At 58.8% G+C, this 13,272-nt stretch carries 9 protein-coding genes; 2 read left to right on the forward strand and 7 right to left on the reverse strand.

The annotated features are described in order from the left end of the window. Together rho and HRF49_02270 are read left to right on the forward strand one after the other, a co-directional pair. Positions 1–1,437 (forward strand): transcription termination factor Rho (rho, locus tag HRF49_02265; protein ID MEP0813473.1); only part of this gene is annotated, 1,437 nt, incomplete at its 5' end. A 176-nt stretch (positions 1,438–1,613) separates the two neighbouring features. Beyond that, a complete protein-coding gene (locus HRF49_02270) occupies positions 1,614–4,352 on the forward strand; it encodes a hypothetical protein (GenBank protein MEP0813474.1) in 2,739 nt (912 codons plus the stop codon). Between the two features lie 8 nt (positions 4,353–4,360). Here the strand turns inward: HRF49_02270 and HRF49_02275 are convergent, their stop codons facing one another. From HRF49_02275 to HRF49_02305, 7 genes are all read right to left on the reverse strand, one after another. Continuing rightward, positions 4,361–5,011, reverse strand: a complete 651-nt coding sequence (locus HRF49_02275; GenBank protein MEP0813475.1) for a protein-L-isoaspartate(D-aspartate) O-methyltransferase — start codon at positions 5,009–5,011, stop codon at positions 4,361–4,363. A 99-nt stretch (positions 5,012–5,110) separates the two neighbouring features. Then, positions 5,111–7,123 (reverse strand): ABC-F family ATP-binding cassette domain-containing protein, encoded by a 2,013-nt coding sequence (locus HRF49_02280; protein ID MEP0813476.1) that lies wholly within the window; start codon positions 7,121–7,123, stop codon positions 5,111–5,113. A 126-nt stretch (positions 7,124–7,249) separates the two neighbouring features. Next, positions 7,250–8,239: a DUF2225 domain-containing protein gene (locus HRF49_02285; protein MEP0813477.1), complete on the reverse strand. Its 990-nt coding sequence runs from the start codon at positions 8,237–8,239 to the stop codon at positions 7,250–7,252. Beyond that, positions 8,214–8,687: a hypothetical protein gene (locus HRF49_02290; protein ID MEP0813478.1), complete on the reverse strand. Its 474-nt coding sequence runs from the start codon at positions 8,685–8,687 to the stop codon at positions 8,214–8,216. The genes HRF49_02285 and HRF49_02290 overlap by 26 nt, the downstream gene beginning before the upstream one ends. Positions 8,688–8,825: 138 nt before the next feature. Further along, on the reverse strand, positions 8,826–9,314 hold the full coding sequence (locus HRF49_02295; protein ID MEP0813479.1) for an NUDIX hydrolase: 489 nt from the start codon (positions 9,312–9,314) through the stop codon (positions 8,826–8,828). 465 nt (positions 9,315–9,779) lie between these two features. Next, positions 9,780–11,132, reverse strand: coding sequence for a sigma-54-dependent Fis family transcriptional regulator (locus tag HRF49_02300; GenBank protein ID MEP0813480.1), 1,353 nt, complete (start codon positions 11,130–11,132; stop codon positions 9,780–9,782). Beyond that, on the reverse strand, positions 11,132–13,192 hold the full coding sequence (locus tag HRF49_02305; GenBank protein MEP0813481.1) for a GHKL domain-containing protein: 2,061 nt from the start codon (positions 13,190–13,192) through the stop codon (positions 11,132–11,134). The genes HRF49_02300 and HRF49_02305 overlap by 1 nt, the downstream gene beginning before the upstream one ends. Between the last annotated feature and the right edge of the window lie 80 nt (positions 13,193–13,272).

Raw genomic sequence — 13,272 nt, forward strand, 5'->3', positions numbered from 1 at the left:
CGGACGCGCACATTCGACCCGTCCGAAACCGGGCGCGCGCGTCCGGCGCCTCAGCGCGGTTACGAAGACAGTTACGACCAAGAGGCGGACGAAGTACAGCCGGAAGGAATCACGCGCGAGTGGGGATTCACGGAGCCGGCGCCTTTCGTTCCGCCGAAGGACATGGGCGACGACGACGAGGCTGGAGCGGTGCGTGACGGGATGGACGTTTCGGACGACCGATTCGAGCTGAAGGAGCGGATGGACTCGCGTGGCAGGAGCCAGGCGCCCGTCAGGCGCGGGGCGCCCGTGCCTCCGCACGTGATGCCGCAAAACGGCGACGCGATGCGCGGAGTGCTTGACATCCATCCGGACGGCACTTACGGTTTCGCCCGTCAGAAGGAATTCGGTTTCGGCAGCGAGGACATCTATGTAAGCATCAGCCAGATAAAGAAATTCGGATTGCGCACGGGCGATATCGTCGAAGGAACGGTGCGCCCGCCGCGCGACCAGGAGCGCTACAAGAGCCTGGTAAAAATCGAAACGATAAACGGGAAATACCCGGAAGAAAACCGGCGGATAACAGCGTTCGAACATCTTGTGCCGATTTATCCCGACAAGCGGTTGTTTTTGGAAATCGATCCGCACGAGATAAGCACCAGGCTGATAGATCTTTTTTCGCCGATAGGCCGCGGCCAGCGCTGCATCATCGTCGCGAAGCCCAAGGCCGGCAAAACCGTGATGCTGAAGAAAATCGCGGCGGCGATCGCCAAAAACCACCCGGACATAGTTTTGATCGCGCTGCTCATAGACGAGCGCCCGGAAGAAGTCACCGACTTCCAGCGCAGCGTGAAGGGGCTGGTAATTTCCAGCACGTTCGACGAGAAACCCGAAAGCCACATCCAGACCGCGGAGCTGTGCATCGAGTACGCGAAACGCCTCGTCGAGCAGGGCAAAGACGTGATGATACTTTTGGACAGCCTCACCAGGCTGGCGCGCGCGTACAACCTCACCTGCCCGCCTTCCGGAAAAACGCTGTCGGGCGGGCTCGACCCGAACTCGCTGTACAAACCCAAACGCTTCCTTGGTGCCGCTCGAAACATCGAAAACGGCGGCAGCCTTACGATCATCTCCAGCGCTTTGATCGAAACCGGCTCGCGCCTTGACGACATCATCTACGAGGAATTCAAGGGCACGGCCAACAGCGAAATCCATCTCGTCCGCGAGCTCGCCGACAAGCGCATCTTCCCGGCGCTCGACCTGATGAAGAGCGGTACGCGCCACGAGGAGCTGCTTTACGCGCCCGACGAAATGGACTGCCTGTGGCAGCTCCGCAAGATGATCGCCGAGATGGACGAGGCCGAGCGGATGAACCGGCTGATCAACAAGCTGATCAAGACCAAGAGCAACGTCGAGCTGCTTCTCCAGGTCCAGAAAGCGGTGGATTCCGGCTACTAGAAGCTAACGCGCAAATTTGCGCGGCCCGCGGACTCCGGATTTCCTTTTGCGATGCTTATGGCGCGGCAGTTTCGCGCCCGGTAGCGGAGCCGCGGAAAATATGAATAACAAGCCGAATTCCCCGTCTTAATAACCGCCCGCAAGTCCTGTTTCACTGATATAATGCGGGTTCTTTCATGGGGAAAGAGCGGAGGTTCCTGGTCCGGCTCCTTATGGGCGCCGGGGTCGTCATGGCCGCGCACGCGCTCGCATTCGGGACGGGCGCACTTCCCGCATTCGCATCCGGCGACGCAATCGTGGTCGGCAAGCCCGCCCCGAAAGAGCCGAAAGTAAAGGAGCAGGAACTGGCGGAGGAGCCGCGGGAAACAAATCCGCCCAAGGAAGGCGAAAAGCCTAATGACGGAGCCACCGGGCAGTCAAAAGACTCCGGGACGGAAAAGCCGCTGGCGCCGAAGGATCTGCCTTCTGACGGCGGTCCGGCTCCGCCGCTGCCGACGGGAAAGGATGGGGAAGCCGCGGAAGGCGGGGAAGACAAGCGCCCCGAGCCGTCGTTTCCGATAAAGGAGGACTTCATCCACTTCAAAAGCGCGGAAAGCGTCAGCTACGACAAGGGGAGGAAGCTTCTCACGCTGACCGGCGACGTGGTGATCGAGGTGGAGGAAACCACGGTGACCGCCGACCTTGTGGAGGTGGACGACAACTCAAAGCAGATATACGCGAAAGGCCACGTCGCGGTCTGGCAGGAAGACGACATCATCTTCGGCGACGAGCTGTTTTTGAATTACGAAAGCAAGTATTTCCGAATCACGAATCCCAGCGGAAACACGTCCAGCCCCGACATCAACGGCCGCGTTTACTTCGAGGGCAAAAACCTGGAGGGAACTTTCGAACGCTACGTCATAACCAAGGGTCGAATCACCACCTGCGAGCCGTTCTGCGGGAAGGACGAATACCACGTAACTTCGCGCAAGGTGATAATCAAGCCGAACAAGCTGATCATGATGGAGGAGAATTACGGGTACATCAAGGAAAACAAGATGTTCTACTGGCCGCTCATCGTGATTCCGCTTAGGCGCGACCGGTACGAGCAGCGCCGCGGCCCGATCGAGCAGAATTACGGATACAACGCCCAGGAAGGTTGGTTCGCAAAGTACGCGTGGACGTACGACGTGACATACAAGGACGAGCTTCAGTACCCGCTCGTCGGCGTCGCCATCCTGGATTTGATGGAAAAAAAAGGGATACGAATCGGCCAAAAGCAGGATTATCACATCAGCGACGTCGGCTCCGGAACATACTGGTGGGAATACCTGTTCAGCAACGAAAAGGTGACGCCGCGCACGACGTCGTCGCTGTTTCCCGGCGGCGTCGATCCCGCGGGGCCGTCGGCATTCGAGCAGTACCGCGCGCCGGCTCAATCAGGCGCGCAAGATTCCGGAAAAACCCCGGAGGATTACCGCTACAAACTGGAGCAATCTTTCCATATAGGCAAGAAAACGACAGGCAGCTTCGGATTCGAGCGGCGCAACCAGTACACGCTGTACCGTTCACGCACCAACACCTTCAATTCACAGTTCTCGCTCTCGCGCACCGCGCCCGGATGGACCACCAATTTGACGCTTTCGCGCAACTGGACGGGCAGCTCGACATCAGGGACTGGGACGACCACAACAGTTCGAGACACGCTCAACGCGACCGGCAACTTCCGCTCGCAGTTCAACATCGGCAAGGACGCGACCTGGTCGCTCACCCAGACATACTCGTCGAACAAGCAGACCGGGGGGGGGGCGGCCGACCAGGAAGGCACGTTTTCATCCGACATCAACTGGCGGCGCCCCAGGTACACCGTGACCTTGGGATGGAGGGAGGATATCGACTTCGACGACTCGGGATACCTGGGCGACCTGCGCCGGAACGTCAATCACGAAACGCCCAACATCGGAATAACCTTGGACAGGAAAATCTGGGAGTCCGCGATTTCGGAAATCGGGAACATCAACCTCAATTTCGTGAACAAGCAGGCCGGAGCGCGAAACCAGCTTGACCAGATTTTTTACGGAAGCCTTCGCACGGATTATTCCAAACGCTACCAGCTGGACCGGTGGAATACGCTTTCCACCCAATTGAGGTTCGAGCAGAACGTGTACGACGACGGCAACGCGCTGTACATCTACAGCCCCAGCGTACAGTACGAATACAAACCCCGCCGCTGGTTCAACCTGCGGCTCGGCTGGACGCAGACCCAGCCGGAAGGACGGGCAAGCCCGGTCATACGGGGGGGGAGCAGCATCTCTTCCAACAACTTCACCGGTTCGTTTTCGCTGACCAACCACAAGACCTGGCGGACGGACGTCCGCACCGGATTCGACTACAAGCGCAGCGTGTGGCAGAACCTGTCCATCCTCCAACAGTGGGATCCGAACGACAATTTCGGGATGACCCTCGAAACCGGATGGGACATCGAGTCCCGCTCGTTCATGACCGCGAACCAGCTCAAGACCAGCTATTACAGCGACAGCGGGAACTGGAACACGTTTGCGGACGTGCGTTTTTCACTGTCCAAAAACGGCACGGGCCGGCACAAAAAGAACGAGATGGCTTGGAATACGATACGCCTTTCGTACAACCGAAAATTCATCCGCAACTGGGATCTGCAGGTTCTGACGGAGCAGACGCGCGGCCGCGACGAGCACCTGATCAGGCGGCTCGCGCTGCGCAAGACGAACTGCTGCACTACCATGCTGTTCGGCTACGATTCCTTCCGCAAGGAATATTACATGCAGGTGTTCATAAACGCATTCCCGGACAAGACCACATCGGCGCGTTTCGCGGACGACGAAATATTCTTTGACACGCCCGCGGATTACCTGTTCAATCCCGGAACCTACACAAGCGGCTTGGGATACCAATATTAACCGCGGCGCTACTCGTCGCCGCATTCGAATTCCGTCGCGAGCGGACTTTCGAACCCGTACCTGCCTATAAGCGGCACGAACGCGACCGGGGCGACGTATTCGGTCTTCAGCCCCCCTCCCTCAATCCTGCGCAGGCGCAGCAATTTCTGGTCGTGCCGCTCCCCCGTGGGTATCACAAGCCTGCCGCCCTGCGCTAGCTGCGAGGAAAGTGGCGCGGGCACATCGGGCGCCGCCGCGGTGACGATTATGGCGTCGAAAGGCGCCATCGCGGGCCACCCCGAGCTACCGTCGCCGACGCGGAAGCGGATATTGCGGTAGCCCAACCGCGCGAGGGTCTGGCGGGCGCGCAGGGAAAGCTTCTGGATGCGTTCGATCGTAAAGACCTCGCCGGCGATCTCGGCCAAAATGGCGGTCTGATATCCGGAGCCCGTGCCTATTTCAAGAACGCGGTCGGTGCTTTTCAACTCAAGCAGCTGCGTCATCAACCCGACGATGTAAGGCTGGGAAATGGTCTGCGAAAGTCCAATCGGCAGCGCCTTGTCCGCGTACGCAGAATGTTCGATTCGCTTGGGAACAAACAGCTCGCGGGGCACTTTTGCCATGGCCGCCAGAACGGACTCGTCGTCCACGCCGCGAAGCTGCAGATGGTCGCGCAACATCCGCGCCCTGTCCGCTGCGAAGCGTTCCGCTCCAAATACGTCCGCGCTGTCAGATTCGGTCAATGCCTGCGCCCGCGGGCAACCGCCCGCCCGTCCATTTTACCCCCGCCGCTCGCCCGGCCGGACTCCGGCAAGGATTTCGCGGAGAGTCTCTTCCGCACCATCGAGTTCATCGTAAAGCAGGCCGAGTTCCTTTTCGATTTCGTCCATTCTTTTGGACACCGCGGCAAGCTTGTCGGCGCTTTTGGCGATTTCCGGCCTTTCCACGCTTGCCGCCAGCTCCGCATGCTCCAATTCGAGTTCTGAAATCTCCGATTCAATCGCCGCGACGCGCTTTTCCATCTGCTCCGCGCGCTTGCGAGCGTCAAGCTCCTTCGACCGCCGCGCCGGCCTTTTTTCGAAGGCGGGCAGCGGCTCGATTTCATCCTTTTCGGCCATGTAACTTCCGCGCTTTGTCTCCGCGGATTGCGCCGCGATTTCCTCCACCTTCGCCACGCCGCCGCGCGACGATTCGAGCCAATCGGAGTATCCGCCCTCGCACGGGAACACGCCTTCCGCGGTGAACGCGATCATCCGCGTGCACACGGCGTCCAGAAGCGCGCGGTCGTGGCTCACCATAATCACCGTCCCGGGAAAATCGGATAACGCCGCTTCGAGCATTTCGTAGCTCGGTATGTCGAAGTGGTTCGTCGGCTCGTCCAACAGCAGCAGGTTCGGCTTGGGGAAAAGCAATTTCGCCAGCGCCAGCCTGCGCTTCTCGCCGCCCGACAGGTTGCCGATTTTTTTCCCGACATCCTCGCCGCAGAAAAGGAATCTCGCAAGCGCCGATCGCGCCTGCGGAATGTCCAATCCGGATGCCGCGCGCAGGTACTCCTCGACGACGGTGTTTTCCGGATTCATGTCGCCCGATTCCTGCACCAGCATCGCGGGATGCACGTTTGCGCCATAAACGGCCCGTCCTTCGGTTGGTTTGACGCGCTTCGAAAGAATCGAAAGCAGCGTCGTCTTTCCGCATCCGTTCGGCCCGATTATTCCTATCTTGTCGCCCCGCCGCGCGTCGAATGAAATCCCGCGCAGTATCCACGGCCCGTCTCCGTACCTGTGCGAGATGTTTTCCGCGGACAGCACCGCCTCGCCGCTTCGCCGCGCGTCGCCCAAGTCGAGCGAGAGCGTTCTCGCTTCGCGCACGCTTTCGATGCGCGAAAGCCGCGCGAGATGTTTCCGCCTGCCGCGCGCCTGGCGCGTGTTCTGACCCGCGATGTTGCGCCGGATGTATTCCTCGGTGCGCTCGATATATTCGCGCTGGGACTCGTACGCCTGCTTCTGGCGCTCGATTCGCAAAAGGCGTTCCCGCCTGAACGCGTCGTAGTTGCCGCGGTAAGTGAACAGCTTTTCCTGGTCTATCTCCCACACATACTGCGCGACCGCGTTCAGGAAAAACCTGTCGTGGCTGACGACAAGCACCGCGCATTCGCTGGACACGAGAAAATCCTCAAGGAATTTGCGCCCGTCAAGGTCGAGGTGGTTGTTCGGCTCGTCCAGCAAAAGCAAATCGGGACGCTCCAATAAGAGCCGCGCGAGCTGGGCTTTCTGCTCCTGCCCGCCGGAAAGAACCGCAACCGGCTTGTCGAAATCCGCGTCCGCGAATCCGATGCCGTTGAGCACTCTTGCTATTGTGCGGTCTCGGTCGTAGCCGCCCATCACCGAGAAGCGATGCTCCGCACCGCCAAGCTTTGCAACAAGCGCCTCGCGCTCGGCTTCCGGGACATCGGGCCTTGCCAGCGCTTCCGAAAGCTCGCGGATGCGCAACGCGAGCTCGTCCACCTCGCGCATCGCCAGCTCCATCTCCTGCCACAGGGTGCGCGAATCTCCCGCCGCTTCCGCCATCGTCTCCTGGCGCAGGATGCCGAGTTTCAGGTCTCGCTTCTTTTCGATTCTGCCGAGGTCGAGGGAAATCTCGCCCGCGATCGCTCGAAGAAGCGAGGTTTTGCCGCTTCCGTTTGGGCCGACGAGGCCGACGCGCTGGCCGGGATGGACGGCGCACTCGATCCCGTCCAGCAGTATCGCGTCGCCGTAACCGAGCCGCCCTCGAACGATGGAAACAATGGACACGTGGAAATTATAGGTTAACGGCCGCCATTCAACTTCGGAATGTTACGGCGCAGCCAATGAAGGCGTGCAAAATTCCACTGGATTTGAAGCACGCGGAAATTTGGAATATCGCCCTGCCGTATCAATTCAAGCCTTGGCGTCCTTCCTCGCCCCGCTGTCCGTCACCCTGATGCGGTTTTTCATTTCCTTTTTGTCGGGAAACGTCGCCCAGTCAATTCCCCCTTCCATTATCACATCCAGTAACGTTCTGATGAACTCCTCTTGGGACAGTCCGGCGGCGCGGGCGCTTGAGAGTATCCAATCCGCCTGATCGCGGTAGATGTTGAGCACGGTGCGCTCGATGCTTCGCTCACGCGGCGCGGCTGGGCCTTCTCCTCCCTCCATCAACCGCCGGTACTCGCCGCGTGCGATCTCCCACTGATAGCGGGCCAGCCGCTCTATTTCGGGATGGCGGTCGGCCGCGGACACGGCGCGCGAGAACCAGACGACGGCCTGCTTGTAATCAGCAAGCTGCCTGTAAAGCTCCCCGATTATGAACGCGATGCCGCTCGCGCCGAACCGCGTCGTCTCCACGTACTCGTTCTGGTAGCTGTCGAGGAACAGCGTCAGAGCCTCGGACTTGAATTCGTTTTCAACCTCGTATCCGCTGATCGCTCCCGACTCGCGCGCGACGCGCGCCATGTAACCGCCCCGCAGAGCCAGATTCGCGCGCTGGTAGATTTTAACTTCGCAGCATGCGTAAGTGACAAGCGCGTAGCGGAATGTGGCAACGCCTTCCGCCGCCGTGCGCGGACCGCAAAGCGAGCGCAAGCCCGCCGCTCCGGCCTCCTGCAGCCTTTCCCGCAGCATATCCGGATCGCGCACGACCAAATTCGCCCACTCGCGCGCTTCGCCCGAAAATCCGCACTGGGGACACACCGCAAGCTCGTAAAGCCATGGCACGGTTCCCTCGTAATGAATGAAAAAATCGGGTTCCCGCCTGACCACCCGGTACGCCCTGCTTCTAAGCTGCGTCGATTTGAAATCGCACCTGCAAAGCGGGCATCGAAGCTCTTTCAGCCAGAAGTCCTTTTCGTCTTCAATTTGCGGCCTATTTGCCAGTTCCTGAATGCTCATCCTTTTCCTCGCCTTTCGGCGGCGCGCGGCGGATGTTTTCCAAAAGCTCGTTCGCCTGCGCCCTTTCTTCGTAAATGTCCGCCAGCTCTTCCAGTTTTTTCCCCAGCAGGTCGAGCACTATCCGGTCTTCGACCCTGCCGTTCGCCCAAAGGTTGTATAGCCCGTCTCCGATTTCTCGTTTCGCTTCGGAAATTTTCCTGTCCAAGCCGTGTATCCTGATTTCGAGTTTGCCCTGCTCGTAAAGCTCGCCGCTCTTTTCCGCCACCTTGACGCTCAGCTTGCTTATCCCGCGAGCCACCTTGCCCGCCACCTTGCCCGCGGCGACCCCGATTTGGCCGGTCACTTTCACGGCCTTTTCGGAAAAGGACTCGTCCTTTGCCTGTGCACCCTGCTCCGCGGGCTGCCCCGATGCTTCCCCGGACGCGAATTCCTGTTTCTCATCAGACATGCCTGCTTCTCCAGACTATGGATTTCGAGTAACGCTGGTATCCTGACGGAATTAAATTATAACAGCCCCGCGGGGTTTTCGCCTTATGGAAGGAAAAAAGTTCTCCAAAGTACAAACAGGTGCGGATGTCCCCCCAGCCTATCCGGCAACACTCAAACCGAAAAGATGCCTTTTGGCGTCGGATATTACGGTTTCATGGTCGAACGCCAGCTCCGGCAGCGCCGAAAGCGGAAACCAGCGCGCCTCGCCCGCATCGTCGCCCGCCTTGATTTGGGCCGATTTCTTATCCACAATCGTGTAGTACACCACACTCACGACGCGGCACCGCGGATCCCTGCCCGGCTCGCCGTAAGTGCGGAATTGAACCAAATCGGCCGGCGAAAGCCCCGTTTCCTCAAATAGCTCCCGCCTGGCGGCCGCCTCCAGGCCTTCGGAAAGCTCGACGCCGCCTCCCGGAAGCGCCCAGCGCCCCTCGAACGGCGGAAACCGGCGCCGGATTAGCAGCACGTCGAAAAAATCGGCCAGCGCGGCGCCTTCGGGCGCACCATCGCCCCGCGAAAAGACAAGAATGTCCGCCGTTACCGCTATTTCCGGCCAAGCCGTGCCCGAAAGCTGTTCTTTTCCCACGGCAGAATCTTAGCACGGACTGGCGCTGCCGGAATATTTGCGCGCGGACCCCATCCGGAGGGGTCGCGCAGGGATTGAAACAAGCCCGGATAAAAAAAGTCCCCGGATATGAGTCCGGGGTAACCAACTCCGGGGACGTGTTCAAGCGTATCGCTGACCGGTTAGACACGAGTTCCCGGATTTTGTTCCAAAGTTCCGGGGTGAAAACAAAAAAACTCCAGACGCACCTGGGCGCGAATGAAAAACGGATCTGCCATCATGCCGCGACAGGACTAGTCAAGCGCCAAATCTGCAACCGGCCGGCGATGCGCCTTACATCCTATGGTTCGCGCAATCACCTGCAGGAATATCAACCCGGCAGGCGGGAAAGCCATGCTCTATCTTTTCCTGCCTGCTTGTGCCCATTGGATGCCGACAATTTACCAATAATTGCAATAATTTATAAATTCGGCAGCGGGAAAAGCGCTACTTCGTCCCGAGCAACTCTTCAAGCTCCGAAAGGGTAATTCCCAGTGCCGCCGCAGCATTCACGGGATCGTATTGATAAAACTCGTACGCCAAAAGAGCCTGTTCGCGCTCCACATCGCGCAGCTTTTTGGGCTTGTAACCGGGCGGCAGCGGATGGCCGCCTGCAAGTATCTCGCGCAGGTACGGCGTAAGCGACGCTGTCGAAAGCTCCTCTCCCTTTTCGTTCGCGGCGCACGCGGCGATTATTGACCGAAGCTCGCTTCTGTTGCCGGGATAAAAATATCCCTTGAGCATTTCCATCAGCTCGGGCTGGATGCCGGAAAAAGGACGCCCAAGCCGGGCGGCTTCCTCCTCCAGGAAATGGCGGGCGAGCACCGGGATGTCGTCAGGCCGCTCACGCAAAGGGGGAATTCGGACGGTATTCGCATTCAGGTGGTAAAGCAAATCCTGCGAAAAGTCCGCGCCCTCCTCGCCCGAAAGATCGACTTCGGATGCGGCGATGAGACGGACGCTCGCTCGCCTTATTTCGGTGGAGCCGTCCCGGTAAAACGCGCCCGACTTGATAAGCCTGTTGAGCCGCACCTGCATGGGATGCGTCAACCTGTCCACGCAGTCCAGAAAAAGCGTCCCGCCCACCGCGGCCTCCACGAAACCGGCGCGCTCTTCCATACGCCCGCTCCAGTCCCGCGCCCGGCCGAAAAAGTGCTCGGAAAACCGCTCGGGATCGTACGCCGCGGCGTCCACCACGATGAACGGCCCCCCCCGGCGCCCGCTGATTGCGTGAATGGAATAGGCAAGAAGGTGCTTGCCCGTGCCGCGTTCGCCTTGGATGAAAATCGGCAAATCGCCCAGCGCCATCCGCTCCACCTCGTGCAGGATGCGTATCATCGAGGGGTCGAGCGTGGGGAATTCCGAAAATTCCTGCTGGTGGGAAAGATCCTCGCGCTTGAGCTGCGAAGGAAGGCTGGAAATCGAGCTTTTTATCCCGCTTTGCTTGACCGCGCTGGCGAGGACTTCCAGCAGGGTTTCCTCGTCCACCGGCTTTGTCAGGTAATCGAAAGCGCCCTGCTTCATGGCCTTGACCGCCAGGTCCACGTCGCCAACGCCGGTGAGTATGATGACGGGAACAGAAAGACCGCGCTCCGATATAAGCCGCATGATATCGAGGCCGCTCATGTAAGGCATGTCCATATCCAGAACCACCGCGTCGAATGGTTCGCGTTCGAGAATGGGAAGGACGCGGCGCGAGTCGTTTTCGACGGCGGCTTCGTATTCCTCGGTCTGCGCGAGGAAAACCATCAGATAATTCGTAACGGCGACGTCATCGTCCACCACCAACACCCTGTGCATTACGCCGCACCCCCTTCGGATGCCCGTGCTCCCGTTTCCGCCTGGCTTTGCGCCGGAACCGAAACCGCGTCCGCGGCTTTTTTCCCGACCGGCAGCGTGACGGTGAACGTCGTTCCCTCGTCCACCTTGCTGGCCACATTTATAGTTCCTCCATGCTCCTCCACGATCCGGAAGACGATGGGCAATCCCAAGCCCGTACCCCCCTTCGCCCTTCGCGTGGTGAAGAAGGGGTCGAAAATATTTTTAAGCGTGCGCTCGCTCATTCCCTTGCCGTTGTCCGCGACTTTTATGACGACGTTTCCGCCCTCCGCGCGCGTGGACACCCTGATTACACCCCGTCTGTCATCCGGCATCGCCTGCGCCGCGTTCATTATCAGATTTATCATCACCTGTTCGAGCTTTTGAGCGTTTCCGGTCAGGACGGGCAATTCGGGCGCCAAGTCGAGCTCGATATCCGCGAACTTGTGCACCTGGGTATGGACCAGGCGTGCGGATGCGTCTATCACCGTGTTCACGTCAACCATGTCGATTAAAAGCCCCTCGTCGCGGCGGGCGAATCCCTTCAATCCCTCGACGATTCCCTTGATTCGCTCGCTTCCGTGGGCCATGTCCGACACCAGCGTCATTATGTGTTCGCGAAAAAACGGATACTTGAGCCGGGCGATTTTGAGATCGGGATTTTTTTCATAGTGCGCGTCGACGATGGGAAGAATATCCTTCAGCGCCTGCTCGATTATTTTTATATTGCCGCGGATAAACTGGTTGGGATTGTTTATTTCGTGGCCCACTCCGCTGACCAACTGGCCGAGAGACGCCAGCTTGTCGGCTTGCTGCAATTGAGTTTCGTAATGCTTCTGCCGCGTTATGTCGCGATAAAATTCGAATATTCCCTCCACCTCGTTTTGCTCGCTGAATATCGGAAGCGCGTGAACCTCGAAATACTCGTCTCCGTGCTTCATTTCCATTACTATGGGCAGCTTGTCCGCGATTATTTTCGACAGGCGGCAATCCGGGCACGGAACGTCCGAATTGAAAAACGTTTTGTAGCATTTTTCGCCAGCCGCGACGTTTTCCCTGTTCGTCAGTACCACATTGCGCCGGCGGTCGATTATGGCCGCCTTGTCGGGGATGGCGCGCAATATCGTTTCCAGCCGCTTGGTGGATTCTTCGAACCCGCGAGTTACGTTCGCCAAATACGCGTCCACCGCGGCCAGCCTTTCGCGCTGCGCTTCGAGCTCCTCCGTGCGCGCGGCTATCTCCTCCTCCAGTTCGCGCAGCCGCCTTCTGAACTCCGCTTCTTCGCCCACCTTGCGCGTCAGAGTATCGCGATACTCCTTTCGCTCCAGCGCGACCGTGAGCATCCGGCCGATCTCGTCCAGCATCTTTTGCTCTTCGGGCAAGTAGTCGTAAAAGTCGCTGTCGTAACCTACGCGAATTTCCCCTCTTTTTTGATTGCGAACTACAAGATCAATTCTAAGAAATTCGGAGCTAATGGGTTTTTCGCCGTATTCAGCCCCCTGGTATACGGAGTAAACCATCACTCGTTCCGGATAGTGCATCCCGGGCGCGATATATTTTGGAAGCTCGCTGAAAAACTCCGTAACCGTCGCGGAATCCTCAATCCACTCGGCGATAGAATAAATGCAGCTCAATTCCTTGATTCGCTCTTCCTTTTCCCACTCCGCATACGCGGAAAGCCCCGCAATTTTCGTTCCGTAAAAAATGTATAAATCCCCCCGCTCGGTTGCGGACGCTCCGCAGCTTATCGTGAAGGACGCGCCCGGATCGTCATGCGAGGAAAAAACCAATCGCCCGCTTTTACCAGCCCTCGCGCGGCCCATGGCTTCCCGAATCGCCTCCACCCTGGTGTCCCAGGTTTCCGAGTTCGAGCCAGAGCGCAGCGCGTCGAGGTCGAGCGCGGCCGCGGCGGAGCGTCCGATTCCGCATTCGCGAAGAACAAGCGGACTCGCATGAATTATGCGCCCGTCACCGTCGACAATCAGAAGAAAGTCGAAGGTTTGCTCCAGGAGCTCGAATAAATCTCCGAGATGTACTTCCATAAAATCAGTTGCTTAGTTGCTTAGTTTTTTAGTTGTTTAGTTTTTTGGTTGAAAGACGGCTCCGGCATCCGGACTCAAGG

The organism is bacterium, from assembly GCA_039961635.1.
GTDB lineage: Bacteria > 4484-113 > 4484-113 > JAGGVC01 > JAGGVC01 > JABRWB01.